This is a genomic window from Paenibacillus sp. LS-5 (assembly GCF_056121505.1).
In genome coordinates this window covers 19620-45101 of sequence record NZ_JBWAVA010000029.1, presented here as the reverse complement: position 1 = coordinate 45101, position 25482 = coordinate 19620, and the positions used below count along the sequence as shown (strand labels likewise).

Genomic DNA, 25482 nt, shown 5'->3' with positions numbered 1-25482 from the left:
ATGGTTCTACAGTCTGGACTACATCTCCGGGAGTGCAGATGCAGGCGTCTTCTTACAGTGGCTACAAGATGGCTACGATCCAGCTTGGGAGTGCAACCGGCTTAACCGCAGCCTTCAATAACGGTGCTGGCACCTGGGACAGCAACGGAGGCAGTAATTATCACTTCGGAGCAGGCACATGGAGTCTGGTGAACGGCAGTATCACATCAGGTGTGCCGCAAGCGGACAGTGTGACCTTCAAGGTCACGGTTCCAAGTACAACTCCAGCAAGCGGACCGGTGTATTTAACGGGGAGCTTCAATAGCTGGAATGCGGCGGACCCTGCGTACCAGCTGACCAAAGGAAGTGATGGCATATATTCCATCACCTTAAGTCTGCCGGCTGGAACGGCAGTTCAATACAAGGTAACACGCGGGAGCTGGGCTTCAGTGGAGACTAGCACAAGCGGGGCGGATATTGCGAACCGGACGCTCACACCTGCTGGCGGAGCGCAGACCGTCAATCTTACCGTGCAGCGCTGGAAGGATCTGTAGCAGCAATAAAGCTGCTGACAGAAACACTTAGGAAGCATGATGGGATTCATAACAAGGAGCGGCTCAATCCAGAGCCGCTCCTTGTTGTTGTTAAATAAAAGGATTTTGAAAAAAACAATATCGATTTTACACAGCGTTGATAATCGCTACAGGAACTGGTATTTTATCGAAAATGAAGGTAGGATGTTCTCAAGGACACAATGGATAAGGAAGAGGATACATTTCATGAGACCGTTTCGCATTCGATTAACATTGATATTAATGGCCCTGATTGGCATATCCATGATCGGCGCGGGTATTACCATGGCCAAGCTGTTTAAGGATTCACATATTTCCGCGCTGGAAGAGAATATGTCCCGGGAAATTAACCTGTTGTCTGGCACCCTTCAATTTACAGACACCGACAGCCCGAATGCAGTCAGCTATTATACTCAGCAGGCAGAGCATATCGCTAAGTTAACCAATTCACGAATCACATTTATTCTGAAGGACGGCAAGGTCATTGGCGATTCGGAGAAAAATCCGATGGAGATGGACAACCATTCGACTCGCGAAGAGGAAGTACTCGCTGCAAAAGAAGGGATCGGGCGTGCGATCCGATACAGTGATACGCTTAACCGGGAAATGTTGTATGTAGCCGGAGCCGTAGTGTCTGATCAGGGTTTTGATGGATATATCCGTCTCTCTATGGGGCTGGATGCAGTTACAGAGGGCTTAAGCCGTGCCTGGATGATCATGGCGGGCGGGCTGGTACTGCTGTTCATTGCAGCCACATTTGTCAGCTATAAGGTTGCCTCCAGTATGACCTCACCGCTTGAGCAGATTACCAGAGTAGCGCGGCGGATTACCGACCTGGACTATGATGCAAGGGTTCCGATGAACCGCAGAGACGAGATTGGTCAGCTTGCGAACGCCATTAATGCGATGGCAGACAGCCTCCAGGACCAGCTCAAGACGATCCGGAATAATGAGGATCTGCTGCAGAGCGTACTGGACAATATGACGGGCGGCATAGTAATGATCAATGCAGAGGGTGAAATTGCACTCTTGAACCGGGCCTCCGAGCGGCTGCTGGATGTGAAGAATAGTGAGATGACGGGTCGTTCCTACAAGGAGCTGAAACATCACTATGAGCTTACACGCCTGATCGAGGAGGGCGTCTCCCGTAATGAGCCGGTCCATGAAGAGCGGAGCTTCTATAACCCTGCGGAGCGGATCGTACGGCTGGATGGCGTCCCGATGATTCAAGACGGTTCCAGCCGGGGGATGCTCTTCCTGCTGCAGGAGGTAACAGAAATCCGCCGGCTGGAGAAAATGCGCAGCGAGTTCGTAGCCAATGTATCCCATGAGCTGAAGACTCCGGTCGCCGCAGTCAAAGGTTTTGCTGAGACACTGCTTGGCGGTGGGGTCTCTGATGAGAAAACGGCACGCTCTTTTTTGCAGATTATCTATGATGAGAATGAACGGCTGAACCGCCTGATCGGAGACATTCTGGAACTTTCCAAAATCGAATCCAAGCGCGTCCAGCTAGAATGCTCGCCGGTGCATCTGATTGAATTCTTCGATTCCGTGCTCGAAACACTTAGCAAAGTAGCCGAAAAGAAGAATATTAGCTTGCGTGCGGATGTGCCTGCTGAGCTGTTCATGGAGGGCGATGAAGATAAACTGCGCCAGATCTTCATGAACCTGTTGTCCAATGCGATTAACTACACTCATGAAGGCGGAAGCGTAAATGTAATTGTGGTTAACACCCTGAACGATGACGGGACGGAGACTGTTAACTTTACTGTAAGAGATACCGGTATGGGAATTCCGCGGAAGGATCTGCCACGGATATTTGAACGCTTTTACCGGGTGGACAAAGCCAGATCCAGAAGCTCCGGCGGAACCGGTCTTGGATTGTCGATAGTCAAACATCTGGTTGAGCTGCATCACGGATCGATCTCTGTTGAAAGCGACCTCGGAATCGGCAGTTCCTTTATTCTTGAATTTCCACTTTTGCAGGAAGGTTCTCACTAGGCAGGTGATCATAGGGAGCGGATTTGTTCGCTGCCGGATTGTCAGCAAGGTTTTAAATCGCTAGTATGAATAATAGAACTTGAAATAATATAAATCCTTTGCTATTTTACACCGGCTTAACATTCCGGTGATATGATGGGCTTGCCTGCAGTTTTGTAAAATTGAAAACATATGAAGACGGGGGAAACTATGGCACAAAGATTGCTTGTCATTGAAGACGAACCGACACTGTCCCGGCTGCTGTCGTATAATTTGACACAGGAAGGCTATGAGGTCACCGTTGAGGATCATGGAACGGCAGGATATGACCGTGCGACTAGAGAACCTTTTGACTTAATCGTACTGGATCTGATGCTGCCTGGAATGAACGGGATTGATATTCTGGATAAATTGCGCGGTCAAGGCATTCGCACGCCTGTAATCGTGCTAACAGCCAAAAATGCTGAAGAGGACGTGGTTCGGGGGCTGAAGTCAGGTGCCGATGATTACATAACCAAGCCCTTCGGTGTATCTGAATTGCTTGCCCGTGTCAGTGCAGTGCTGCGGCGGATTTCCGGTCTGGCCGAAGAAGTTCAGCCGGATACTGCAGTACCCGCCTCTACTATAATCCTGGGACAGCTGGAGATTTACCCTGAGCGGTATGAGGTATTGCTGGGTGGTCAGAGCATCAATCTGCGGCCGAAGGAATTCGAGGTTCTGTTATATCTGGCCCGCAAGCCAGGGGTTGTGCTTACACGTGATGATCTGATGAATGCCGTATGGGGTTTTGATTACATCGGAGGGCAACGGACGGTGGACGTTCATGTGAGTTCCCTGCGGAAGAAGCTTGAGCTGGACCCGGAATCCGTGCATATCGATTCGATTCGCGGGGTGGGCTACAAACTAGTAGTGAACAAAAAAAGAATCCCGGTTATGTGATATAACAGCGTCCTTTGTTAATTGAATGCATAAATATCTGGCGTTTTGGTAAAAGCTATGGACTGATATGAGTCTGGTCTGTAGGATAACTGTGGCAAGTCCTCACGTTGTGAGGGCTTTTTGTTCTTATTGGCTAAATGAATTAAGTGATCAAGTTGCAACTGCCAAACCTTACATAGGATTTTACAATCTGATAACAATTCTCTTCAACTCTATTTACACTGAAAGCTTATCATGGGGTACGAAGATGATGAGAAGGAGACACAAAAACTAATGAAATCCATCATTGACATAGAGAAGCTAGATCTCTACTATGAGTCATTTCAAGCGCTGAAAAGCGTGGACCTTCAAGTGCCTGAGAAACAGGTGACCGCTTTTATCGGGCCCTCCGGTTGCGGGAAGTCCACCCTTTTGCGTACACTTAACCGAATGAACGACATGATCCCCGGTACACGTATTGAAGGTAAGGTTAACATCAGCGGTAAAAATATTTACAGCGACGAGGTAGAAGTGGAAAGCCTGCGCAAGCAGGTGGGCATGGTGTTCCAGCAGCCTAATCCATTCCCCAAGTCGATCTATGACAATGTGGCATACGGACCACGTCTGCACGGAGTCCGCGGCAAAGCGGAGCTTGATGTGCTGGTGGAACAGAGCCTTCGCCAATCCGCCCTGTGGGAGGAAGTTAAGGATTTCCTTAAGAAATCGGCACTCAGCCTCTCCGGTGGACAGCAGCAGCGTCTTTGTATTGCCAGAGCGCTCGCGGTACAGCCGGATATTCTCCTGATGGATGAGGCGACCTCCGCACTGGACCCGGTATCCACGCTTAAGATTGAGGAACTGGTGCAGGAACTGAAGGATAAGTATACGATTGTCATGGTCACACATAATATGCATCAAGCCGCACGGGTATCGGGCCGGACCGTATTTTTCCTGAACGGTGTAATTGTGGAGGCTGCGGATACGGAGATGTTATTCTCGAATCCCAAGGACTCCCGCACTGAAGACTATATATCAGGACGCTTCGGCTGATCTGGTAGACCGGCAAGTTCCCGGAAATGACAGGCTGACCATACGTTTTTGAGGAGGATCGCTTTTATAATGATTCGCAGAAAAGAATTCGATAAAGATTTGGAAGAGCTGCGCAGTCTGCTGGAGCAGATGGGTGAGCATGTGACGGATGCGCTGGAAGGCGCGGTGCTTGCTCTGCAGAACCTGGATACTGATCGTGCACAGGAGATTGTGAAGGCGGATTTGCGGCTTAATGCCATGGAAGACAGAATTATGGAAATCGGTTCGAGGCTCATCATTACCCAGCAGCCGGTGGCCAAGGACCTTCGCCGTATTATTGTTGCCTTCAAAATCTCAAGTGACCTGGAGCGTATGGGCGATCTGGCCCTGGATGTGGCCAAGGTAACTATGCGGATCCAAGGTCAGCAGCTCATTAAGCCGCTTGTGGATATTCCACGTATGGCAGAGTTGGTAACGGTTATGATTACGGAAGCCATCCAATCGTACCTGGACGAAAATACGGATTTGGCCTACAAAATGGCCCAGGATGACGATCAAGTGGATCAGCTGTACAGCGGGATGATCAATGAGCTCTATGCCTTTATGGTCGAAAAACCGGAGTTCCTCAATCAGGCAATGCTGCTGACGCTGGTCGGCCGTTATATCGAGCGGATTGCAGATCACGCCACCAACATTGGCGAGAGTGTAGTCTACCTGGTAACGGGCAAACGTCCCGATCTGAATCAATAGTGAATGAATAAATTTCTTAAGACAGCAAGCTTTCTTCATAGGAAGCTTGTTTTTTTATGTGAATAAAGCATTTCTATGCTGTTAATGACCCGCTCGGCGTTTCTGCTTACGCAGGGCATATGTTAAAATGTAAGAAGTATGCAAGATAAAGGCGAGGTGCAGAAATGGACAAGTTGATTCTAATCGATGGCAATAACATTATTTACCGCGCATTTTTCGCAATGCCGCCACTAACGAATACCGCAGGACAGCAGACCAATGCAGTATACGGATTCACGACCATGCTGCTGCGCTTAATTGAAGAGCATAAGCCCACACACATGATTGTAGCTTTTGATGCGGGTAAGATCACCTTTCGTCATGAAGGTTATGAAGACTATAAAGGCGGCCGGCAAAAGACTCCACCCGAGCTCTCCGAACAGTTCCCGATGCTTAAGGAGCTGCTCAGAAATCTGGGCGTGCCGCAATTTGAAATAGAAGGATACGAAGCCGACGATATTATCGGTAGTATATCCCGGGAAGCCGACGAGGCCGGCCGTCAGGTCATGATTGTGTCGGGAGATAAGGATATGCTGCAGCTGGCTTCGGATCATACGACTGTGGCTTTGGTGCGTAAAGGGGTTACCGAGGTAGAAATGTACGGGCCTCAACAAATACGCGACAAATATGATCTGACGCCGCATCAGATTATCGATCTCAAAGGCCTGATGGGTGATGCCAGCGACAATATTCCTGGTGTCCCCGGAGTTGGAGAGAAGACTGCACTGAAGCTACTGCAGCAGTTCGGGTCAGTTGAAGGCGTACTGGCCGGAACGGATGAGCTTAAGGGAAAAATGAAGGAAAAGCTGGAGGAACATGCGGATAGCGCAGTAATGAGCAAGAAGCTGGCGACGATCTACCGTGAGGTTCCACTCCAGCATGCCTGGGAGGATATGGTCTTCACCGGAATTAATAAGGATACCGCGGGTCCGGCGCTGGCCAAGCTGGAATTCAAGTCCCTGCTGGAGCGCCTGTCGCTGAGCGCCTATGCTGCTGTTGGCGGAGTCCAAGAGGGTCTGGAGGCAGCTCCTGCTGCAGAGCTGGATATCACCATCGTTGGCGAAGCGGAGCTGCCTGAACTGTTAGATGCATTACCGGGTATCTCTGCGCTGCATGTGGAGTCAAACGGCGAGAATCCGCACCGAGCAGAAGTGATTGGTTTGGGTTTGTCCTCTCCGGAACAGCATTTCTTCGTTCCTTTTCCTCTGCTGAAGAGCCCGGCTGCAGCGAAGCTGCGGGATTGGCTTGGGGATGAGAAGGCGCCCAAAAGCGGATATGATCTGCATCGTGCAGATCTGGCCCTGCACTGGCAGGGGATTGCTTTTGCCGGAGCTGCTAATGATGTGCAATTAGCCGCTTATCTGCTGGACCCGACGGAAGCCAATCAGAATCTGAACGATCTAACTGCCAAATATGGCCTGCCTCGTCTGTCCCCGGATGAAGAGGTGTTCGGCAAGGGTGCCAAATATCGAATTCCGGAGCTTGAAATCCTGGGCAACCATATCGCCCGCAAAAGCGCTACCGTGCTCGGTATCGTGCAGAAGCAGCAGCAGGAATTGACGGACACGGATATGACCGGGCTGTTTGTTGATCTGGAAATGCCGCTGTCCCGTATTTTGGCTGATATGGAGAAGCAGGGGATTGCCGTTAACAAACAGGATCTGATTGATCTCGGCAAAGAGTTTGAGAATCAGATTTCCAGGCTGGTATCGGATATTTATTCGATTTGCGGAACCGAGTTCAACCTCAACTCGCCGAAGCAGCTGGGGGAAATCCTGTTCGTGAAGCTGGGCCTGCCTGTTGTCAAAAAGACGAAGACAGGTTACTCCACGGATGCAGAGGTACTGGAGAAGTTGGCTCTCTACCATGATGCGGTGCGGCTGATTCTGCAATACCGCACCCTTGCCAAGCTTCAGTCCACGTATGTAGAAGGTCTGCTTAAGGAAATTTCTGCAGAGACCGGTAAGGTCCATACCTTCTACCGCCAGACGATTGCGGCTACCGGACGGCTCAGCAGCCAGTTTCCAAATCTGCAGAACATCCCGATCCGGCTGGAGGAAGGCCGCAAGATCCGCAAGGTCTTTGTGCCTTCCGAACCGGGCTGGTCGATTCTAGCGGCAGACTACTCGCAGATTGAATTACGGGTGCTGGCTCATATCTCCGGTGATGAGCGGATGAAGGAAGCCTTTCTGGAAGACATGGACATTCACACCAAAACAGCAATGGATGTGTTCGGGGTTACCGCCGACCAAGTGGACAGCAATATGCGCCGTTCCGCCAAAGCGGTCAATTTCGGGATTGTGTACGGTATCAGCGATTACGGCCTGTCCCAGAATCTTAATATTCCGCGTAAAGAGGCAGCACACTTCATTGAGCAGTATTTCGAGGTATTCAAGGGTGTACGCCAGTATATGGATGATATTGTAGTGGAAGCGCGCAAGCAGGGCTATGTGACTACATTACTGGAACGCCGGCGATATCTGCCGGAGATTAATGCGAAGAACTTCAATCTCCGCTCCTTTGCCGAACGTACGGCGATGAATACCCCGATTCAGGGGACAGCGGCGGATATTATCAAGCTGGCTATGGTTCACATGGACGTAGCGCTGCACCAGCGCGGACTCAGAAGCCGCATGCTGCTACAGGTACACGATGAATTGGTGTTTGAGGTGCCTGAGGATGAGCTGGAGCTGATGAAAAAACTGCTTCCGGAGGTCATGGCAGGAGCACTCAAGCTCTCCGTACCACTCAAAGCAGAGGTAAGTTATGGAAGTAACTGGTATGAGGCGAAATAGCCCCCCGCAAGAACCGTATATCCGGTATAATGAAGTGGAGGTGAGTCATTATGCCGGAATTACCGGAAGTAGAAACTGTCAAAAGAACACTTAATGCCTTAATTACAGGCAAGCAGATACAGAACGTCACCGTCCGGCTGCCGCGGATCATTCAACGGCCGGACGATATTCAGGCTTTTGCAGGCATGCTGGCAGGCCATACAGTAGTACAAGTGGAGCGAAGAGGAAAGTTTTTACGTTTTGTGCTGGATGGTCTTGTCATGGTGTCTCATCTGCGGATGGAAGGCCGCTACGGTCTTTATCAGGGAGATGAGCCGCTGGACAAGCATACTCATGTCATTTTTCATTTTACGGATGGTACGGAGCTGAGGTACACGGATGTGCGCCAGTTCGGCACTATGCATCTATTCCAGCCTGGTGAGGATTTGCTGCTGCCGCCGCTGAAGAAGCTGGGGGAGGAGCCGCTTGAGCCTTCTTTTACACCGGAACGGTTCAAGGAAATTGTCTCAGGCAAAAGCACCAAAATCAAGCCGCTGCTGCTTAATCAGGAATATGTAGTCGGCATCGGAAATATTTATGTAGATGAGGCGCTGCACCGTGCCCGTATCCACCCGGAGACAGGCGCCAAAGCGCTAACCGGAAGCCAGCTTGATCAGCTCCATCATGCCATTGTCGCTACGTTGACGGAGGCTGTAAATGCTGGGGGATCGTCGGTGAAATCGTATGTCAACGGCCAGGGAGAGAGCGGGAACTACCAGCATCAGCTGCTCATCTACGGTCGCAAAGATCAGCCTTGTGCGAGCTGTGGCACACTGATCGAGAAGAGTGTGGTTGGAGGAAGAGGCACGCATTATTGTCCAAGCTGTCAGCCGCCAAATGAGATTGTAAAGTAAGCGTTATACCGTAAGATTTGGCACTGCCGTATTTCCCGATTTACGCTAATGTTGTCCATGCAGCTATAAAAGTCAGGCACTCACTGCTTGTTCCGCCCATATACTGTGTGAAGAATGCTGATTAGAGCGAACGGAGCCTTACCCGGAGTCATCTGGGTGGGCTGCCGGTTCTTCACGGGAGGGATTACGGGTGCTCAGCCCATTTTTTTCATTGCTGCTGCTGGCGTTTGCCTTGAGTCTGGACGGTTTTGGTGTTGGTATTACATATGGGCTGCGTAAAATGAAAATACCGCTGCTCTCGATCCTGATCATCTCGTTGTGCTCGGGTATCGTCATTGGTATCTCCATGCAGGTCGGTGTGCTGCTGGCCAAGGTGGTCTCTCCTCATGCCGCATCCAGTATTGGAGCGGTTATTCTCGTCTTGATGGGCTGCTGGTCCTTATTCCAGATGCTGACGCAGAAGGAGAACAGCCATAATGAAGAAGCTGCTGGCGGGAAGGCCGATGGGGAGGCCAGACGGGAGACGGCTGCTGCTCTTGCCGGGAACAATGAACTTGCGTATTCTTTTGAAACAGTAGACGAACAACCGCCGAGATCTGCGGTCTTCTCGCTGGAGCTGCGGCATCTGGGTGTAGTGATCCAGATTCTTCGTACACCTTCTTCAGCCGATATGGACGCTTCGGGCAGTATTTCTTCGATGGAAGCGATGGTGCTTGGAATTGCATTGTCGCTGGATGCGTTCGGTGCGGGACTTGGAGCGGCATTGCTGGGATTCAGTCCCGTCTATACCTCACTGATGATTGCCCTGTTTAGCGGAACTTTTCTGCTGTTTGGAATGAAGACGGGATTGAAATTATCGGGAAGCTATTGGATGAGGCATGCAGCTGCATTGCCTGCGTTATTATTAATTGCAATGGGTATAATGAAGCTATTATGAGGTGAGTACATGATTATGGGCTTAACCGGGGGCATTGCCTCCGGAAAAAGCACCGTATCTGCAATCTTTGCGGATAAGGGGGCGCGGCTGATTGATGCCGATGTCATTGCCAGAGAGGTAATGCTGCCGGGGTCTCCCGTTCTGGACGCAGCCGTGAACAAGTTTGGAGTAGAAATTCTGCTGCCGGATGGGACGCTTAACCGGGCTAAGCTGGGAGAGATTGTTTTCCACGATCCTGAGGCTCTGCAGAACCTGAATGATCTTACACATCCGGCGATACGCCTGGAGATTAAGAACCGCATGTATACCTTGGAGCAGGAAGACCCCCGGCGATTGGTCATCGTGGATATTCCGCTATTGTATGAATCCCGCCTGGACAATCTTTTTCAACACATCATCGTGGTCTACGTTCCCCGTGAGCTTCAGCTGTTCAGACTGATGGAACGCAATCAGTTAACCCTGGAGCAGGCGGAAGTCAGATTAGGTGCCCAGATGGACATTGAACAGAAGCGCAGGAAGGCTACCTATGTCATCGACAACAGTGGAGAACTGGAAGATACAAGGCAGCAGGTTGCTGTTTTATGGGACAGGCTGGGGCTGTCATGAAATGGTTGCGTAAAAAAAGAGTGCTGCTCCTGCTGTTTATAGGTTTTACAGCCATTCTATTCTTGAGTACGAACTGGATGTCCTTGTTTTATCCCATTTACTATAAAAATGAGATCCGTACGCATAGCGTTACTTATGAGATGGATCCATTCCTTGTGGCAGCCATCATTCGGGTAGAGACAAATTACAAAACAGGCCGGGAGTCCAAAAAAGGGGCTATAGGGCTCATGCAGCTGATGCCTGATACCGCCAAATGGGCACTCGAAAAGGCCAAGCTTCCGGATGTATCACTGGATAGGCTTAAGGAAGAACCATCGGCTAACATTGAGCTGGGCACCTGGTATCTGTCTTCACTATCCCGGCAGTTCGACGGCAACCGTATAGCGGTTATTGCGGCCTACAATGCGGGTCCCGGCAAGGTCAAGCGCTGGATGGATGAAGGGGAGTGGGACGGCAGCGAAGCCGCTGTGAAGGATATTCCGATTGGTGAGACCCGCCATTATGTGCAGCGTGTTATTTATTATTACGAACAGTATACAGAGATCTATAATGAGTTCTAGGCTGCGAGGAGTAATGAATAGTCATTAAGCCCCTGAATTATGTAAAAAGAAGTATTACACGACCCGAAAGTCGAATAATACTTCTTGGCAAACTTAGGAGACATGTTTATTTGAACTGACCTGCCAGTGATTGTTCAGCCAGGGTTACAAGACGTTTTGTGATGTAACCACCGATCGAACCATTTTCGTAAGAAGTTTTATTGCCTTGGTACCCGTCTGGGGAGAGGGTGATACCGAGTTCTTGGGCAACTTCGTATTTCAGTTGATCCAAGGCACCGCGTGCATTTGGAGCTACCAGGTTATTGGAGCTGTTATTTTGGCTCATTACTGTTCACCTCCTATCGGTTGGTAACAGTATTATGTGCTGGACTTGCCATCTTCATAACAACAAATAAACGGTGTTTTATGGAAATTAGAATGAGCGCTTCAGAGCCGATTCTTTGCCGGACCGGGGCGTTACACCTATTGCAAAAGGAAGTGATTAAGCTTATGAAATGTCCTTACTGTGATCACACGAATACCAAAGTGCTGGACTCACGCCCGGCCAACGAAAATAAGTCAATCCGTCGCAGGCGGGAATGTGAATCATGCAGTCGGCGGTTCACCACATTTGAGATGATCGAAGAGACACCGCTGATTGTAATCAAAAAAGGCGGCAGCCGCGAGGAATTCAGCCGCGACAAAATCCTGCGAGGCCTGATCCGCGCCTGTGAGAAACGTCCTGTCTCCGTTGAGCGCCTCGAGGTCATCGTCTCCGAGGTCGAGAAGTCGCTGCGGGGGATCGCCCTGGCTGAAGTGGAGAGCCGCCAGATCGGTGAGCTCGTCATGGAGCAGCTCTATCCTGTAGATGAAGTCGCTTACGTCCGCTTCGCCTCCGTCTACCGCCAGTTCAAGGACATCAACATGTTCATGAAAGAGCTGAAAGGCCTGTTGTCCAAGAGTACCGGGGAGCTGGAGGGTTTGTAGTCCTTCTAAGTGAAAGTAATAAGCCGCTGACCTGCTGGCGGCTTATTACAAGGGTTAGCGTGGGGCGCCTCCAAGCTTTTTGAAAAAAGGTGTTGACACGGACCCTGAATTTTTATATTATATAGAAGTCGCCTACGAAACAAATCAGCTTCTAAGTGACATGAACATTACAAATAAAGTCAGTTTTTAGAATACATATTGTAGTTCTAAAACGTCTCATGGGGCCATAGCTCAGCTGGGAGAGCGCATCGCTGGCAGCGATGAGGTCAGGGGTTCGATCCCCCTTGGCTCCACCAATAATTTTTATACTTGGACTCTTAGCTCAGTTGGTAGAGCAGTAGACTCTTAATCTATTTGTCCAGGGTTCGAGCCCCTGAGAGTCCATCACAGTAAGAACGGCAGAGATGCCGTTCTTTTTATTGTTCAGGGGAGTAGGTGGATTAGGGGCAGTGAATGGAGTGGGGAACTACTGCCTAGCAAACGCTCGCCAAGTGTAAGTGACAGCACCAAATGCTGTCGACCACCAACCCACCAACCCACCAACCCACCAACCCACCAACCCACCAACCCCGGCCCCCCGCTTTTGGACTAACCAAGGCTTCCCGACTGTGCTCTCTTAACAATGGTACCGTAACGGACCCCATTGACTTTATCTTCTCAAATCGGCATGTTCAGCAGAGCTTACGGACCGTACCGCGCTTATTTACCTCGATCAGGCATGTTTCGCACGGAATATCAGCAAATAACTGCATCTGAGTCCGTAAGATAGACGAAATAGCCTTTTTGGTGGGAATAAAGGCACCTCGGTCCGTAACGATTCACTCAACTCCTCCACCATTACGATGGCAATAAGAATGTAGTCCGACCTAACCCCGACTCCTGATTAGTCAGCTCCACTGATCCACCCAGCCATACATTTTCTTACCCACCCCCTCACCTAGCTACACTTTCAGCTGATATGTACGATTGCGCTGCTGTCCGCCGCTTGCTATATCCAGTAGCTGCAGTTGGACCATTTCGTGTAGGATCCGTCTGGCATGTCTATCTGTGACTTTGAGATGCAACGCAAGTTCCAAGGGTGTGAACGCCCGGAGCAGACGTCTTGCGAAACGCAGAGACTCTGCTTGCAGCCAGGTTAACGAGGCAGACACATCTGTCGCAATAAATTTGCCTATAAAAGACAGCACCAGTTGCTGACATTGCTTTGGCTCTTCCACAATCGAAGGATAAGCGATGGGGAGGAAGGTCCAGCCATCCAGAGCCAGCAAGCAGTGCCTACGGCATAAATCCTTGAACCTTCGGACGTCCAGATCCCTGGCATGTGGACCATAGCCTTGGATTTCAATCCCGCCCTTCACACCCCCAGGCATATACGCCAAATCCAAATAACGGTATCCGTTATGAAAGTCGCGTACCTCCCATTCCGGAAACAGATGATCCAAATTTCCGATGGCCGGAAACCATATTGTGCGGAGAAACTCAACTGTTCCGTGACCTAATCCTTTGCCAAGTAATTCTATACGCCTGTGGTTGTTCTCGTTCTCTATATTGCTTTTTATCCATTCCTCGTACTGCTGCTCAAATCGTGGCATCAATAATTCCTCCTTAAGTCATATACCAAAGTCTAATTTATCGCACAAAAAAACCGCCCACAACAACCCGTCCTGAAGTATTATTCAGGCAGGCATTGTATGAAAGCGGCGTGTGCTTCACAACCTATGTCTTTTATTATAACGCGGCCTATTGAGTGAACTCAATTCAACATTCCAAAGTGTAAGTATGAGTGGAGTTTATTAGTTAACGATTTTCAGTGGTACACTGTTGCGTTAGATAGAGGAACTGAGAAGCAAGGTTTCTCATTGTATCTGTAATGACCGCTATTTACTGCCGGCTTCCCATCTCAGATTCCAGTTATAATACTGATCCAATTCCTGGTGTCCGGCGAAATATTCTACGAGTCTCTCGACGCTGAGTGTCTCATCATTCAGATTACGAATCATAGCGATGGCACACATGCCCTTATTGTTGTTGTGCTCATCCAGCCGGACCTCGATCTCCGGACCGCCTTGCTGCTTGATGGTTACAATCGCATCTGCCTCCGACCAGTTCGTGATTCCCTCATAGATGAAGGCAAAGATAACAATGCGGCTAATTTCGGAAAGATAATGGCCATTAATCCTCAGATTCTCGCCGGTAGCTATGGAGCCGGTGCGGTCATCCCCGTCAAGGGAGATATAAGGCGGCCTGTTCAAGCTTCCGAAGGATTCACCGAGTGCTTGGACAGAGCCCTTGATGCCATTTTTCAGTTCAAACAGACAACCAAGGTCAAGGTCAACGCCTTTACTTCCGAACCAGCCCGAAGATTTTTTTTGATACCAGTTAAGATTGATCAGTATCTCGCCCAGGGAATCAGTCCCTTTCTGGAGATTGATCTTCTCCCCGCGTTTCTTAAGGAGGATGGTATTCAGATTTAATTGGGGTTCTGGAGGTAATGCTGGTGAAGAAGGGGGCAAATTGCCCGCTGCCTTAGGCCGTGACCGCAGTTCTGGGAGGACAAGTGGCGACTGCTGTGATTGAATTATTGGGCTGGCGGGTACAACCGAGGGCAGTATGTCATTGACCTCTATCCCATAGCTTTTGCATAAGGCAGCTAGACCTCCAGCATATCCCGAACCTACAGCGCTGAATTTCCATTCATTATGGTATCTATAGATCTCTCCCGTGACAATGGCGGTCTCTACAGAGAAACCTTTACCTAGGTTATAGCGGAGAAGTTCCGTTCCATCATCAGCGTTAATAATCCGTAAATACGCATCGTCCAGAAGCGAGAAGTTCTGCTGCCGCTTTTCAGCCTCATATATCGTTAGTGCAAAAGCAATCCGTTCGTAGTCTGCAGGAATTTGCCTGAGCTCGACAGCGATTTGTGTGTTATCGGTTAAGCCTGCATAGGCTTTTTTATCCGACAGCAATACAGCTATGGATTGGTTCGAAGTAGAAGAATTGCCATAAAAAATAAGGTCTTCATCTTTAGTTACAGTCCCGGCAGGCGTAAGCAAAAAGGCGGAAAAATCAACTTCAACCTCAGATCTCGTATTGTGCCAGCCCATTCCTACAATAATCCGGGTAAGGAGAGGATTGTCTTTCGTTAAGTTACACTTTTGTCCCTTTATAAGCTCAAGTGTCATTAGAATCAGCCTTTCAAGAGATTTATAATCTGCCACGTCTTCCCGCGTCAAGATCCGGGCCGTTCAGATTGGATAGCTTGTCCAAGGAATGTTCGTAAATACGTACGATATCCAGTACCTTTTGGAACTCCGGATCTGAGGGACCCAGGTTGTCCATGAACATACGCTGCAGGATCTCTCTATAAAAGGAGATGCGGCTTCCAATAAGACCGCACTCGTATTCAATGACCTCTTCAACCGAATGCTGCTGAACAAATTCCATCAGGTCATCAGCCGGGTTATCACGAGACTCCCGATCATTGCGCTCATTGCGTGCGGCAATCGGAGTGTTCACATTGTCGAGGTTAACGGTGGAACGGATATCGGTGAAGAGAATACCTTCTTTCGCCAGCATTACCTGAAAAGGCTTGTGTTTGAACAGCTCTTGTGCGACAAGTGCGCACATCGTCTGGTTCCTCAGCAGGATGCCATCAAAGGGATGAAGGACCCATCCCCTGTCATCCCGATAAAGGCTGAATGTGAAGTACTCCCCTCCATATTCATATCTCAGATTGATGCCAGTCTCTGAAGTAAGCTCATATTGAAATGCATCCATTCAAATTGCGCCTCCTGCTTCTTCTCTATGATTATATTAGCATAGCAGAATATGGGGAATCTTGGGAGAGAGGATTTATTCCTATATTGGTAGGTTACAACGGAGAGTTTCTTTTATAAGCAAACTTACCCGAAATGGGTCCAGGAGGAATGAAGTTGTTCGCTTTCAGTTCCACAGCTTCATGATAAAATCAAGAGAAGGGGGACGCACAAATGCACAAACCTATAGAAAAATGGAAAGGTCAGTGGCGGGAGCTGATTCAGGCACTGGAGCTGAAGTCTGCAGATACGTATATTTACTTTGATCCACCAGCGAAGAAAAAGGACATTGAGACAGTGGAAACTCGTCTTGGAGTTTTGCTGCCCGAAGAATTTCGCTCGCTGCTGGAAGAGGGCGCCGCTAAGGCTCAGGTGAGCTGGTATCTTCCGAGTGAGACGATTATGCCGTTTGAGGTGAGCGGTGATGTAGGCTGGGATCTCAAAGTGCTGGATTTCTCCGACTTTGCCGATAAGAGCATGGATGGGCAGAAGCGGAATCTGAGCTTTCATCTTGCCGGGAACGGAGATGAGCTGGTGCTTGACCTGCATAGCCCATCTGGAACCTCCGTCGTCCACTGGGCTCACGAGACAGCAGAATTCCGGGTGCTGGCTCCAACCATAACGGATTTTTTGGAGCGGGTTACCGAGCTGGGATGTGTGGGGGCGGAGGAATGGCAATACCCGGATTTTTGCGATGAACAGGGGCTGAATCCAGGCGGTAGTAACGGTATGCGCTGGATGGCCTGGCTGCACCAATATCTGACCCTCACCGTGGAGCAGGCGAAGCAGGAGCTGCCACTACTGATCTTGTATACGGAAATGAACGGAATTCATCCGGAGGTAGAGGCGGCCTTTGCCTGTTATTCACAGGAAGCGGTGCTGCAAGCGTGGGTCACAAGAGCAGTGGAGGAGGCAAACCTTAACAATCGGTCACAGCTATTGTGTTACGCGGGTGATCTGCTTAAGGAATACGCTGCTGACTTCGTACGGACCCTGTGGGGAAATGAGCCTCCTCTTAAGGTGAGTCGTCAGGTGAGATCTTATCTCTCGTCTGTATGCTTACCGGCAGGGGAAGGGCTGCAGCGTGTAGTTGAAGAGCTGGATAAGCAAGGGAAGCATAGCAAGTTAAGTGGCTATGAAGCGAATTCCTTATTGCAGCCATTCCGCAGCCAGCAGGTACTGAAGTGGATGGAGGATAAGGTATCGTTCCCTTTTGACGGGTGGGATACGCTGTATATTCACTCGCAGCCAGAAGCTTCTGACGTGATTCAGTGGCTTGAGGGCAAGGATGTTCAGCGCCGGATCGTAATTTCGGCCTTATCCAGTCTGCCGGAAGGTTACCCGCTGTTTGGAAGCGAGATGGAGGCATTACAAGTAAGAGGTTTACTGGAGCGGTTGCAGGGTGAAGCTGTGCTCAAGAAAGAAAAACAGGCCATCCAAAATGCGCTGGACAGTCTTATTCACCTGGGACAGGCTTAGCCGGATCTTCCCTCCAGTCAGTTATGATCGATCTAAAATACGCTACAATCTAGCAACAGGAAGGATAGTAAATGTCAGAATGAATACAAAGCCGCTTATAAAAACTGTAACATTCTTTGAAGCCCTGGCCCTTGTGGTAGGGATGATTATCGGTTCGGGGATTTTTCTGAAACCAGGGATTGTGCTGAATAATGCCGGTACCCCATGGATGAGTATCTTGGCCTGGGGGGTTGGTGGTATCATTACTCTGGCTTCAGCACTGAGCGTAGCAGAGATTGCAGCCGCCATTCCGAAGTCGGGAGGTCTGTATACATATCTGGGAGAACTCTATGGCGGAGTATTCGGTTATTTGCTGGGCTGGGTGCAGGCTGTAATCTCCTATCCGGCTTCCGTTGCGGCCTTGGCGATTGCCTTTGCTACATACTCCGGCTATTTTTTGCCGCTGAATCAATGGCAGCAGAAGCTGCTGGCCGTTGCTATTCTGGCTTTCATTCTAATCATGAACATCATTGCGACCAAATTCGGTGGGATTATCCAGACCGTTGCAACGGTTGGCAAGCTGATTCCGGTGGCGGGAATAGTAGGAGTGGGCTTATTCTCGAATTTGGCTCCTGGCTTTGGTGGGATAGGGGCGTCGGCAGCGGGAGCGGGCTTTGGAGCAGCTGTTCTGGGCACGCTCTGGGCCTATGACGGCTGGATCGGTGTGACGAATATGGCAGGAGAGATCAAGAACCCGGCCAAGACGCTGCCCAAAGTCATTTCCATCGGGGTTATTTTTGTAATCGCCGTTTATGTATTATTCAATATTGCCATCTTTCAGGCACTGCCTTACGACCAGATCATTTCTTCCCCGACTCCGGGGGCGGATGCGGCAGAGGCATTATTCGGCAATGGCGGTGGAGCTTTTATTACTGCGGGTATTATTGTGTCCGTGCTTGGTGCGCTAAATGGTTATTTGATGACTGCTGCACGGGTGCCTCAGGCGATGGGGGAGAACAACCAGATTCCGTTCTCGCGGGTGCTCCGCAGCATCCATCCCAAGTTTCAGACTCCGGCCAATGCGCTTATCTTTCAAAGTGTGCTGGCGGTCATCTATATTTTCTCGGGAACCTTTGATACGCTGACGGATTTGCTGGTGTTTGTGTTGTGGATTTTCTTTACTATGGGCGTGTTTGGTATATTTATCCTGCGCAAAAAAATACCGCTGGCAAAAGGACGCTACCGCGTGCCTTTATACCCGGTTACTCCTATTATTGGGGTAGCGGGCGGATTATATATTCTGGGCAGCACAATTATCAGTGATCCGCTGCGCTCACTTATAGGAATAGGCATAACGCTGGCCGGACTCCCGGTCTACTATGTGCTGTCACGCAAAAACCGGTTGTAAGGCATAGAGTTTTTTGCAGGCGTAGGACGGAGAATTTATAAAGATAGCAAATGGTAGCTGAAGAATCCAGGACAAGAGAAAGACCGCCTTCCATTGGAGGCGGTCTTTCTTTTTCAACCACTGGTCTACCTGTGCTCCGCTAACTGCACCTCGAAGCCGTCCGGGTCCAGTACATACAAGAATCTCAGGTGAGGATTGGGCATGATCGGTCCGCGTGCTAACGGGATACCCTGGCTTTTTAAATGATCGATGGCCTCATCCAGTGAAGTCACCTCGAAACCAACAGAGACGCCGCTCTCAGGTATCATAACCTTCTCATTTCCCTGAATCAGCTCGATCTTGGGTTGTCCTTCTGCACCTAACATAACTATTTGTCTTCCTCTGCTCTCAAATCTGCGTTCAATAGGAAGCCCTAGAATCCTGTGATAGAAATCGAGGGAAGCTTCCAGGTTGCGGACCCTGAGTGTAATCCAATTCAGACGCAGTATCATATCGGGTGCCCCCCCTTAAGTGATGGAGGCCTCGTAGATGGCCTGGGTGGATTGTTCGAGCATGGCGTTGAACTCTTCATCGGTTTGCTGATCACTAAGCCCTTGGGACAAGGCCCGGGAGAAGCTGGCGATCAGCCCATGGTTATGTGCAAGCTTGTCGTTGGCTTCCGCTTGAGTGTAGCCGCCTGACAAAGCCACAACCCTTACCACATGCGGATCTTCTATTAAATCACTATAGAAATTATCCGCAGTAGGAATTGAAAGTTTAAGCATAACCTTCACGTCTTTACCGAGAGCAGATAATTGAGCAGAGATCTCTTGTTTTAAAAGCTTCTCCGCTTGCTCTTTATCCTTACTATGGATATCTACTTCCGGTTCGATAATCGGCACCAGACCGGCATTAGCAATCTGGATAGCAACGGCAAACTGCTGCTCTACGACTTGTTGTATGCCGGTAGGATTCGCTTCCTTAATTAGTGAGCGCATCTTGGTTCCGAAGATATTTTTCTGGACGGCGCGCTGCAAAAGATCATCCAAACCGGGGATAGGTTTCATGAGCTGAACCCCGTTATCAGACTCGGCCAGACCCTGATCGATTTTCAGAAAAGGCACGATGCCTTTCTGTTCCCATAAATAATCAGCCGTGAATTGACCGTCAATGGAGCGGTCCATCGTGTTCTCAAAAAGAATAGCACCCAAAATGTGCCTGGAATTAAAAGCCGGACTCTTGATAATTCGCGTTCTCATCTCGTGCACCAGTGCAAACATCTCTTCTTCAGTGGCATAGCGGCCTTCCTGAATGCCATATTGCAGCAGGGCTTTTGGAGTACTGCCTCCGCTTTGATCCAAAGCCGCAATAAAACCCTTTCCTGTGTGAATCCGCTCTAATTGTTTCGTATTCATGAGTGTGTCCCTTCCCTTCTGTAAAGTGAATGGCAACGGTTATCATTCATGTATAGTTTAGTTAGATTAAACGTACAATGCAAACTAAGGTAAGGTATGAAGGCCAATCAGATATGGGAGTTGAGTTCAGTTGAGTATTGATTTGATCTGCACGATAGGCCCGGCTAGTTCATCCCCAGCTATTCTTAAGGAGTTACTGCTGAGCGGTATGACCATCGCCCGGCTCAATATGTCACACGGGAGCCATGAAGAGCATGCACGGGTAATTGAAGTGTTGAGGACCGCCGCCGCTGAAACAGGACAACCCGTGCGGATTATGGGGGACCTGCAGGGACCGAAGATCCGTCTGAAGAGTGTACAAGGGGAGGCTGTTCGATTAGAGGAAGGCCAAAGCTTTATCCTCGATCAGTCGGATGAACCGGGAAGCCAGGAGCGAGCCGCACTCGATAATCCTGTGGTGATGGAGGATATTCAACTGGGTGCTGCGATCTTAATCAATGACGGGGAAGTTAAGCTTGAGGTGACGGATAAGCATCCGGGAAGCATTATTACAAAGGTTATTGTCGGTGGAACAATCAGCAGCCATAAAGGTATCAACCTTCCAGGAACGAAAATCCGTTTGCCGGCCATTACTGAAAAAGACAAACAGGATCTTCAGTTCCTGCTGGAGCATCATGTGGATTGGATTGCTTGTTCTTTTATCCGTGAGTCATCGCATCTGATGGAAATTCGGGCGTTTGTATCTGCGCTGGGGAAATATAGTCAACCGGGTCTGGTATCCAAAATCGAAACCATTCATGCCATACAGAATTTCTCATCCATCATGGAGGCGTCCGACGGAATCATGATTGCGCGCGGAGATCTTGGCGTAGAGCTGCCTTTCGAACGAATTCCCTTCATTCAGAAAGCCATTCTCCGCGAGTGCAAGCAATCCAGGACCTATGTAATCACTGCTACTCAGATGCTTCAATCCATGGTGGAACACCCGGTTCCAACACGTGCAGAGGTAACCGATATTTCTCAAGCCGTAATGGACGGGACCGATGCTGTAATGCTGTCAGCGGAAAGCTCTGTAGGCGATTATCCGGTGCAGAGCACAAGAGTCCTGAATACGGTCGCCAAATTTGCGGAGAACATCCGGGAGCAAGGGAAGAGCGATTTTGAGCTGGGGGAGCTATGTACAGAATCCCTGTTTGATAATCTGTATAAGAAAACTGCAGTAAGTAACCGGACGGATTAGTGGACCACGCGAACCCAATACAAGTTTTTTTTATTCCAATGTGACAACATTGTCACTATCCCGCTCCTGCTTATCATCTGAATCGCACGACAGTATGGGTGGCTAGCCATACAATTAGGTGTGTTGGGACGGCCCGTTCTTTCTTAAATGGGTAAACCCAAATTCAAGAGAAGCAAGGAGAGGATTAGGTTTGAACCAGAATAGGAAACGAATACGCTGTACGTGCAGCTGCCTGACCGCTGTGCTGATGCTGAGTTTTGCCGGTGAAGCATGGGCTGCGACGCAGCAACCTCAACCAGCCCCGTCGGCTTCCGTCCAGCAGCATGTGTTACCCGACAGGAATTCCAAGGGAGATTATACCGGCGGACCTCAGGATGCGAAGGAAGTAAAGGCATTTCTCGACGCTTTTTTTGCCCGGGATGCAGTTAAGGGAAAAGCCAGGAATGCTGCGGTATCCGTTGTTCAGGGCAGTCATGTGCTTTTGTCCAAAAACTACGGGAGTTCAGCTCCAGCCTTGAAGCCGGAGGAAGCGGGGATGAAGGATACCTTTCGGATCGGCTCCGTCTCCAAAGTATTCACGGCTGCGGCCATTATGCAGCTTGTCGATCAGGGGAAACTCTCCCTTCAGGATAATATTGAAAAATACCTGGACGGTTACAAGGTGACGAATCCATTCGATACCCCTGTAACGATAGAGAATCTTTTAACGCATACGACCGGTTTTGAAGTACGTGAACCTTCGGATGCCAGCTATCTGACCAACCTCTCCCAGCAGCCGGTGTCCTTAAAAGAAAGCATCTTCGACGTATTCCCTCCAGTGATCCGCAAACCGGGAACGGCTTACATGTATGATAATTTCGCTTCACGGCTGCAAGGATATATTGTCCAGCAGGTGAGCGGAGAGCCTTTCGGGAGCTATATGCAAAAGCATCTGTTTGGTCCGCTCGGCATGACCTCAAGTAGCTTTGGCATGACGACGTATTTGACCCGGAGACTTGTACCATCTTACGACGAATCGGGCAGCCCTATCCCGGTGTATGGTTTTTCACCCAGTGAATGGCCGGAGGGCAGCATGCTATCCAGCGCTTCCGATATGGCGCTTTTTATGACAGCATTTCTGAACGGGGGCCGTGCGGCGAATGGTACGGTGATCCTCTCTCCCGAATCGGTTAAGGCCATGTCGGCCTATCAGATGGCCATCCATCCTGACTTGCCGGATACGACCTACGGTTTCGAATCGCCAGTGATTCCGTCCAAGACAAATGGTGAGCTTGTGATCTCCAAAGGTGGCGATATTCTGGGCTATAGTTCGCTGATGTGGCTTCTTCCCGACCGGAAGACAGGTGTTTTTATCACGTATAATACCAATCAGGATTTGCGCAACGACCTGTTTACTGCATTTATGAATCATTATTATGCGAAGGGCGAACCCACTTACGAAACCAAGGGGAGTAAGTCACAGTCTGTAGATACTCTTGCTAAATTCGCAGGGTTATACTCCGATTTACGAATCAAATTAATGACCAGGGTCGAAGTGGCCGGCAAAGGCACGCTGAAGGTTAGCGACGTTTTTGGCAGCCACACGCTGCAGCAGATTGACGATCTGTTATTCTTGGATAGTGAGGGCAATCCGCTTGCATTCCGGATGGATGCCGACGGCCGTATCACTTATATGAAATACACTAATCTATACAGCTATGCCGCGAAAATACCGGAGCAGCTGCCGGCTTTCCCCGATGTAGATACAGGCCACCCCTATGCGGGCTATATCCTCGGTTTGAAATCACTCGGGTTCTTAAGCGATGATTTGACTCAGCCGTTTCAACCGCTGCAGTATGTCAGCCGCGGAGCATTCATTCATGCCTTCAATGCGATGTGGAGCATTCCCGGATCTTCTAACCCTGACCTCTTCAAAGACACTGAACATTCTGAATATCGAAAAGATATCCAAGCTGCTGTTGAGGCCGGCATATTAAATGGGACGGGTAACGGGCGATTTGAACCGGACCGTCCGATTCTCCGTGAGGAGGCCGCGGCTATTTGTTACCGCTTGCTGACGGTAACTGGAATCCGTGTACCGGATTCTACAGCGGTACTGGAGCCAGGCACATCGAAATGGGCTGCAGATGCCGTCAGTTCTGTAGTAGCCTGGAAGCTTCACGGGCCTGAGGTAACAGAAGTGGATGGTGTGTTCAATTACGGCTCTCAGCGGGCAATTAACAAGCAGGAGCTGGCTGCACTGATGTTCACGATGCTGCTTCCTTAATGGTATGATGGGGGAAGCACGGGACCCCAGGAAGGATTGAACTGCTATGAATCTTAATATTTTTATTATAGAAGATGATGCGGCGATTTTTCGTGCACTTAAGGACAGGTTAGAGCAATGGTCTTTTCATGTAACCGGACCGGAACGGTACGATGATGTGATGTCCACCTATATTCAAGTACAGCCCCAACTAGTTATTATTGATATCCAGCTCCCGATGTATGACGGATTTCACTGGTGCCGTGAGATCCGAGCGGTGTCGAAAGTTCCGATACTATTCCTGTCCTCGCGGGATCATCCAATGGATATGGTGATGGCGATGAACATGGGGGCGGATGATTATATCCAGAAGCCTTTTCATATGGACGTGTTGCTGGCACATATTAAAGCAATTCTCCGCCGGACCTATGATTACAGAGAAGAAGCGGACGATCTGATGGAATGGAACGGCACAATTCTTGATATGAAACGCGGCCTGCTCCGTAAGGAGGGGCAAGACGTAAGCTTGACCAAGAACGAATTTTTCATTCTGGTTGTGCTTGTCAAAGCCAAGGATAAAGTCATCTCACGCCAGGATCTGATCCGCAAGCTGTGGGATGATGAACACTTTGTCAACGACAATACGCTGACAGCGAATATTACCAGGCTCCGTCAAAAACTTGCGATTTTTCATCTGGAAGAAGCCATAGTTACAAAAAAAGGGCTGGGTTATATGGCGGCTACACTATGAAGGGGATTTACTTGCGGCTCCGCTATTTGAATGACAGAAAAAGCTGGATTCTTTTTTATCTGTTTTCATTGTTGTTTGTGAATTTGCTGATCTGGATCGATGATGGCATTGCCATCAGGCGTGATTCCCTGCTGTATTTAAATCTGCTGCTGATTCTGGGCATGGCAGTGTTCCTGGAATGGCGTTTCCGAAAAGAAACGAAGTATGCTCAGGCACTGGCGGAACTGGGTGAAGAGATCCATGAGGGCTGGGTTGAAGCACTGCCGTCTGCCCATTTCCTTCAGGAAACCGCTGCCAATCAATTGCTTCGGGTAATGGAACGCTGGTATATGCATAAGCTTTCGGACAACCAGACGGCCCAGGCCGTCGAGCAGGATTATATAGCGGCATGGGTGCATGAGGTAAAGACACCGCTGACCGCAATAAAGTTAATTCTCGATACCGACAGGGACAGTCCTGCACTTCGTCAAATCGAACCGGAATGGCTGCGTGTCCATTTACTGATTGACCAGCAGTTATACATTTCGCGATTGCCGTCACTGGAATCAGATTATGTGCTGGAGGAGACAGGCATTCAGCGGCTTGCCGCGAAGGAACTCCGCGAGCTTGCTTCCTGGTGTGTGGAGAAAAATATAGCTGCCGGGTTTGAAGGGGAAGAAATTCGGGTCAGAACGGACAGCAAATGGTGCCGTTTTATTATCCGCCAATTGTTGACGAATGCGGTCAAATATAGCCCGGAGGGTGGTATGATCCATCTGTCGACTGAACTTACACCGGAGGGACAGGTCAGGCTGACGATAAGAGATGAAGGACCGGGCATTGCTGCGCACGACTTGCCGCGTATCTTCGATAAAGGCTTTACAGGAGGAAACGGCCGGATGTACAATGCCGCCACTGGAATGGGTCTCTATTTAGCCCAAACGGTTGCAACCAAAATTGGGATTTCATTAACGGTCCAATCCGGCCCCCCTCCAGGTACTGTGGTGCAGATGACATTTACGGCTATGAACGCATTTGAATCCGTACGTAATTTAACAGATATATTAAATGATAAAATTGTCACTTAAGGCTTCCTCGTTGTCATCTGATCCGGGCGACGGGAGAAGCCTTTTTCTCTACCATGAAAGGGATATCAGAGCAAGGG

General features: G+C 49.5%; 23 protein-coding genes and 2 tRNA genes. 19 read left to right on the top strand and 6 right to left on the bottom strand.

Features of this window, described 5'->3' with window-relative positions:
* The 10 genes from AC0MA3_RS25710 to AC0MA3_RS25665 form a co-directional block, all read left to right on the top strand.
* Positions 1-533, top strand: a 533-nt coding sequence (locus tag AC0MA3_RS25710) for a carbohydrate binding domain-containing protein (protein WP_474658253.1), incomplete at its 5' end; no start/stop codon positions are given.
* A 225-nt stretch (positions 534-758) separates the two neighbouring features.
* Positions 759-2552 (top strand): two-component system histidine kinase PnpS, encoded by a 1794-nt coding sequence (gene pnpS, locus AC0MA3_RS25705; RefSeq protein WP_474658252.1) that lies wholly within the window; start codon positions 759-761, stop codon positions 2550-2552.
* A 189-nt stretch (positions 2553-2741) separates the two neighbouring features.
* Complete coding sequence (locus AC0MA3_RS25700) at positions 2742-3470, top strand: response regulator transcription factor (RefSeq protein WP_379154051.1); 729 nt, start codon at positions 2742-2744, stop codon at positions 3468-3470.
* A 273-nt stretch (positions 3471-3743) separates the two neighbouring features.
* On the top strand, positions 3744-4499 hold the full coding sequence (gene pstB / locus AC0MA3_RS25695) for a phosphate ABC transporter ATP-binding protein PstB (protein WP_379154048.1): 756 nt from the start codon (positions 3744-3746) through the stop codon (positions 4497-4499).
* 69 nt (positions 4500-4568) lie between these two features.
* Entirely contained in the window at positions 4569-5228 is a 660-nt protein-coding gene (gene phoU / locus AC0MA3_RS25690) for a phosphate signaling complex protein PhoU (protein ID WP_379154046.1), read from the top strand.
* 164 nt (positions 5229-5392) lie between these two features.
* On the top strand, positions 5393-8062 hold the full coding sequence (polA, locus tag AC0MA3_RS25685; RefSeq protein WP_474658251.1) for a DNA polymerase I: 2670 nt from the start codon (positions 5393-5395) through the stop codon (positions 8060-8062).
* Between the two features lie 50 nt (positions 8063-8112).
* Positions 8113-8955, top strand: coding sequence for a DNA-formamidopyrimidine glycosylase (gene mutM / locus AC0MA3_RS25680; protein WP_474658250.1), 843 nt, complete (start codon positions 8113-8115; stop codon positions 8953-8955).
* Positions 8956-9145: 190 nt separating this feature from the next.
* Entirely contained in the window at positions 9146-9892 is a 747-nt protein-coding gene (locus AC0MA3_RS25675) for a manganese efflux pump (protein ID WP_474658249.1), read from the top strand.
* A 9-nt stretch (positions 9893-9901) separates the two neighbouring features.
* Positions 9902-10498, top strand: coding sequence for a dephospho-CoA kinase (coaE, locus tag AC0MA3_RS25670; RefSeq protein ID WP_474658248.1), 597 nt, complete (start codon positions 9902-9904; stop codon positions 10496-10498).
* The gene (locus tag AC0MA3_RS25665) at positions 10495-11058 is read left to right on the top strand and encodes a lytic transglycosylase domain-containing protein (RefSeq protein WP_474658247.1); all 564 of its coding nucleotides are present in this window, start codon (positions 10495-10497) and stop codon (positions 11056-11058) included. Before coaE ends, AC0MA3_RS25665 begins: the two co-directional genes overlap by 4 nt.
* A 106-nt stretch (positions 11059-11164) precedes the next feature.
* On the opposite strand, the gene AC0MA3_RS25660 is transcribed toward AC0MA3_RS25665, so the two are convergent.
* A complete protein-coding gene (locus AC0MA3_RS25660) occupies positions 11165-11383 on the bottom strand; it encodes an alpha/beta-type small acid-soluble spore protein (protein WP_074084046.1) in 219 nt (72 codons plus the stop codon).
* Positions 11384-11547: 164 nt separating this feature from the next.
* On the opposite strand from AC0MA3_RS25660, the gene nrdR reads away from it, so the two are divergent.
* From nrdR to AC0MA3_RS25645, 3 genes are all read left to right on the top strand, one after another.
* Positions 11548-12024, top strand: coding sequence for a transcriptional regulator NrdR (gene nrdR, locus AC0MA3_RS25655; RefSeq protein WP_074084047.1), 477 nt, complete (start codon positions 11548-11550; stop codon positions 12022-12024).
* 220 nt (positions 12025-12244) lie between these two features.
* Positions 12245-12320 (top strand) — tRNA-Ala (locus AC0MA3_RS25650).
* A gap of 15 nt (positions 12321-12335) precedes the next feature.
* Positions 12336-12408 (top strand) — tRNA-Lys (locus tag AC0MA3_RS25645).
* A gap of 557 nt (positions 12409-12965) precedes the next feature.
* Here AC0MA3_RS25645 and AC0MA3_RS25640 read toward each other — a convergent pair.
* The 3 genes from AC0MA3_RS25640 to AC0MA3_RS25630 all read right to left on the bottom strand — a co-directional run bounded on the left by AC0MA3_RS25640 (position 12966) and on the right by AC0MA3_RS25630 (position 15804).
* Positions 12966-13616: a transcriptional regulator gene (locus AC0MA3_RS25640; protein WP_474658246.1), complete on the bottom strand. Its 651-nt coding sequence runs from the start codon at positions 13614-13616 to the stop codon at positions 12966-12968.
* A 285-nt stretch (positions 13617-13901) separates the two neighbouring features.
* Complete coding sequence (locus tag AC0MA3_RS25635) at positions 13902-15209, bottom strand: TerD family protein (protein WP_474658245.1); 1308 nt, start codon at positions 15207-15209, stop codon at positions 13902-13904.
* 22 nt (positions 15210-15231) lie between these two features.
* The gene (locus tag AC0MA3_RS25630) at positions 15232-15804 is read right to left on the bottom strand and encodes a hypothetical protein (protein WP_474658244.1); all 573 of its coding nucleotides are present in this window, start codon (positions 15802-15804) and stop codon (positions 15232-15234) included.
* A 212-nt stretch (positions 15805-16016) separates the two neighbouring features.
* Here AC0MA3_RS25630 and AC0MA3_RS25625 point away from each other — a divergent pair, with 212 nt between their 5' ends.
* Positions 16017-17321: an SMI1/KNR4 family protein gene (locus tag AC0MA3_RS25625; RefSeq protein ID WP_474658243.1), complete on the top strand. Its 1305-nt coding sequence runs from the start codon at positions 16017-16019 to the stop codon at positions 17319-17321.
* 79 nt (positions 17322-17400) lie between these two features.
* A complete protein-coding gene (locus AC0MA3_RS25620) occupies positions 17401-18708 on the top strand; it encodes an APC family permease (RefSeq protein ID WP_474658242.1) in 1308 nt (435 codons plus the stop codon).
* 125 nt (positions 18709-18833) lie between these two features.
* Here the strand turns inward: AC0MA3_RS25620 and AC0MA3_RS25615 are convergent, their stop codons facing one another.
* Together AC0MA3_RS25615 and AC0MA3_RS25610 are read right to left on the bottom strand one after the other, a co-directional pair.
* Positions 18834-19199: a VOC family protein gene (locus tag AC0MA3_RS25615; protein WP_379154009.1), complete on the bottom strand. Its 366-nt coding sequence runs from the start codon at positions 19197-19199 to the stop codon at positions 18834-18836.
* A gap of 15 nt (positions 19200-19214) precedes the next feature.
* Positions 19215-20102: a fructose bisphosphate aldolase gene (locus tag AC0MA3_RS25610; RefSeq protein WP_474658241.1), complete on the bottom strand. Its 888-nt coding sequence runs from the start codon at positions 20100-20102 to the stop codon at positions 19215-19217.
* 130 nt (positions 20103-20232) lie between these two features.
* On the opposite strand from AC0MA3_RS25610, the gene pyk reads away from it, so the two are divergent.
* From pyk to AC0MA3_RS25590, 4 genes are all read left to right on the top strand, one after another.
* Entirely contained in the window at positions 20233-21342 is a 1110-nt protein-coding gene (gene pyk / locus AC0MA3_RS25605; RefSeq protein ID WP_474658240.1) for a pyruvate kinase, read from the top strand.
* A gap of 190 nt (positions 21343-21532) precedes the next feature.
* Entirely contained in the window at positions 21533-23608 is a 2076-nt protein-coding gene (locus tag AC0MA3_RS25600) for a serine hydrolase (protein ID WP_474658239.1), read from the top strand.
* 46 nt (positions 23609-23654) lie between these two features.
* Positions 23655-24338, top strand: a complete 684-nt coding sequence (locus AC0MA3_RS25595; RefSeq protein WP_474658238.1) for a response regulator — start codon at positions 23655-23657, stop codon at positions 24336-24338.
* Positions 24335-25405: a sensor histidine kinase gene (locus AC0MA3_RS25590; protein ID WP_474658237.1), complete on the top strand. Its 1071-nt coding sequence runs from the start codon at positions 24335-24337 to the stop codon at positions 25403-25405. Before AC0MA3_RS25595 ends, AC0MA3_RS25590 begins: the two co-directional genes overlap by 4 nt.
* Positions 25406-25482 lie beyond the last annotated feature (77 nt).

Bases quoted from the DNA above. Each gene is read 5' to 3' on its own strand.
- nrdR (WP_074084047.1), top strand. From the start codon at position 11,548: ATGAAATGTCCTTACTGTGATCACACGAATACCAAAGTGCTGGACTCA.
- AC0MA3_RS25610 (WP_474658241.1), bottom strand. From the start codon at position 20,102: ATGAATACGAAACAATTAGAGCGGATTCACACAGGAAAGGGTTTTATT.
- AC0MA3_RS25620 (WP_474658242.1), top strand. From the start codon at position 17,401: ATGAATACAAAGCCGCTTATAAAAACTGTAACATTCTTTGAAGCCCTG.
- coaE (WP_474658248.1), top strand. From the start codon at position 9,902: ATGATTATGGGCTTAACCGGGGGCATTGCCTCCGGAAAAAGCACCGTA.
- AC0MA3_RS25630 (WP_474658244.1), bottom strand. From the start codon at position 15,804: ATGGATGCATTTCAATATGAGCTTACTTCAGAGACTGGCATCAATCTG.
- AC0MA3_RS25625 (WP_474658243.1), top strand. From the start codon at position 16,017: ATGCACAAACCTATAGAAAAATGGAAAGGTCAGTGGCGGGAGCTGATT.
- phoU (WP_379154046.1), top strand. From the start codon at position 4,569: ATGATTCGCAGAAAAGAATTCGATAAAGATTTGGAAGAGCTGCGCAGT.
- AC0MA3_RS25700 (WP_379154051.1), top strand. From the start codon at position 2,742: ATGGCACAAAGATTGCTTGTCATTGAAGACGAACCGACACTGTCCCGG.
- AC0MA3_RS25590 (WP_474658237.1), top strand. From the start codon at position 24,335: ATGAAGGGGATTTACTTGCGGCTCCGCTATTTGAATGACAGAAAAAGC.
- polA (WP_474658251.1), top strand. From the start codon at position 5,393: ATGGACAAGTTGATTCTAATCGATGGCAATAACATTATTTACCGCGCA.
- pstB (WP_379154048.1), top strand. From the start codon at position 3,744: ATGAAATCCATCATTGACATAGAGAAGCTAGATCTCTACTATGAGTCA.
- AC0MA3_RS25660 (WP_074084046.1), bottom strand. From the start codon at position 11,383: ATGAGCCAAAATAACAGCTCCAATAACCTGGTAGCTCCAAATGCACGC.
- mutM (WP_474658250.1), top strand. From the start codon at position 8,113: ATGCCGGAATTACCGGAAGTAGAAACTGTCAAAAGAACACTTAATGCC.
- pnpS (WP_474658252.1), top strand. From the start codon at position 759: ATGAGACCGTTTCGCATTCGATTAACATTGATATTAATGGCCCTGATT.
- AC0MA3_RS25665 (WP_474658247.1), top strand. From the start codon at position 10,495: ATGAAATGGTTGCGTAAAAAAAGAGTGCTGCTCCTGCTGTTTATAGGT.
- AC0MA3_RS25595 (WP_474658238.1), top strand. From the start codon at position 23,655: ATGAATCTTAATATTTTTATTATAGAAGATGATGCGGCGATTTTTCGT.
- AC0MA3_RS25640 (WP_474658246.1), bottom strand. From the start codon at position 13,616: ATGCCACGATTTGAGCAGCAGTACGAGGAATGGATAAAAAGCAATATA.
- AC0MA3_RS25615 (WP_379154009.1), bottom strand. From the start codon at position 19,199: ATGATACTGCGTCTGAATTGGATTACACTCAGGGTCCGCAACCTGGAA.
- AC0MA3_RS25635 (WP_474658245.1), bottom strand. From the start codon at position 15,209: ATGACACTTGAGCTTATAAAGGGACAAAAGTGTAACTTAACGAAAGAC.